This is a genomic window from Melaminivora alkalimesophila (assembly GCF_000282995.1).
Classification (GTDB): Bacteria; Pseudomonadota; Gammaproteobacteria; order Burkholderiales; family Burkholderiaceae_C; genus Melaminivora; species Melaminivora alkalimesophila.
Genome location: NZ_ALEE01000393.1, coordinates 1 through 1,129, shown reverse-complemented (window position 1 = coordinate 1,129; position 1,129 = coordinate 1). Strand labels below are relative to the sequence as shown.

At 72.7% G+C, this 1,129-nt stretch carries 2 protein-coding genes and 1 pseudogene; all 3 read right to left on the bottom strand.

Translation table 11 applies throughout. The annotated features are described in order from the left end of the window. Positions 1-677 (bottom strand): phosphoenolpyruvate-utilizing N-terminal domain-containing protein (locus A612_RS07565; protein WP_241209531.1); only part of this gene is annotated, 677 nt, incomplete at its 3' end. Beyond that, entirely contained in the window at positions 664-933 is a 270-nt protein-coding gene (locus A612_RS07560) for an HPr family phosphocarrier protein (protein WP_019373899.1), read from the bottom strand. The genes A612_RS07560 and A612_RS07565, both read right to left, overlap by 14 nt. Before the next feature lie 36 nt (positions 934-969). After that, positions 970-1,129, bottom strand: a pseudogene (locus tag A612_RS17860) (PTS sugar transporter subunit IIA); the annotation flags it as partial.

The window sequence follows — 1,129 nt, the reverse complement described above, 5'->3', positions numbered from 1 at the left end:
CTCGCGGCGCGCGCGCCGACCACTGCCGGGATGTCCATGCTGCGGGCCACGATGGCCGTGTGGCTGGTGCGGCCGCCGGCGCTGGTGACGAAGCCCACGAACGGCGTCCTGCGGAACTGCAGCATGTCGGCCGGCCCCAGATCGTGCGCCACCAGCACCAGCGGCGTGCCCTCGCCCGCATGTGCCGGCGGCTGGGGTGCGGCCGCACCGCGCAGCTGGCGCAGCATCCGCTCCACCACCTGCTCCAGGTCCGCCTTGCGCTCGCGCAGGTACTCGTCCTCCATCTCGTCGAACTGGCGCGAGAGCACTTCCAGCTGCGTGGTCAGCGCCCACTCCGCGTTGTAGAGGCGCTCGATGATCCAGTGGCGCACGCCGCTGGCGAGCAGCTCGTCCTGCAGCATCAGCACGTGGACTTCCAGCAGCGCCGCCAGCTCCTGCGGCGCGTCCGGGGGCAGCTCGGCCTGCAGGCGCTGCAGCTCCAGCGTCACCGCATCGCGCGCGCCGCGCAGCCGCGCCAGCTCGTCCTGGACCTGCTCCGGCTCGACGAAGCGGTGCACCGCCTCCATCCGCCCGGCCGCCACCAGCACCGCGCGCCCGATAGCCACGCCGCGCGAGACCGCCAGGCCCTGAATGGCCCGCCCCGTCGGCCCCTGCCCGGCAGGGCTATGCGCCTTCACCGAACTTGTCCTCGATCAGGGCGATGAGCGCATCCATCGCTTCGCGCTCCTCGGGCCCATCGGTCTCCAGCTCCACCTCGGCGCCCAGGCCGGCGGCGAGCATCATCACGCCCATGATGCTCTTGGCGTTCACCCGCCGCCCGCCCCGGCTCATCCACACCTCGCAGTCGTAGCTGCCGGCCAGCTTGGTCAGCTTGGCGGAGGCACGCGCGTGCAGGCCCAGCTTGTTGGCGATGGTCAGGGTGTGCTTGATCATGAAGGGCGGGTGCGCAAGGGATCAGGAAGGCTGGCCGGCCGCCGCCATCGGCAGCACGCCCTGGGTGCCGCCGTCCAGCGCCCGGTTCGCCAGGGCGTCCAGCGGCTCGGCGCGGTAGCAGACGGCGCGCAGCAACATCGGCAGGTTCACGCCCGCCACCAGGCGCGAATGCACCCCGTCGACCAGGCGCTGGGCG

Coding starts and splice junctions, on each gene's coding strand:
- A612_RS07560 (WP_019373899.1), bottom strand. CDS start 933: ATGATCAAGCACACCCTGACCATCGCCAACAAGCTGGGCCTGCACGCG.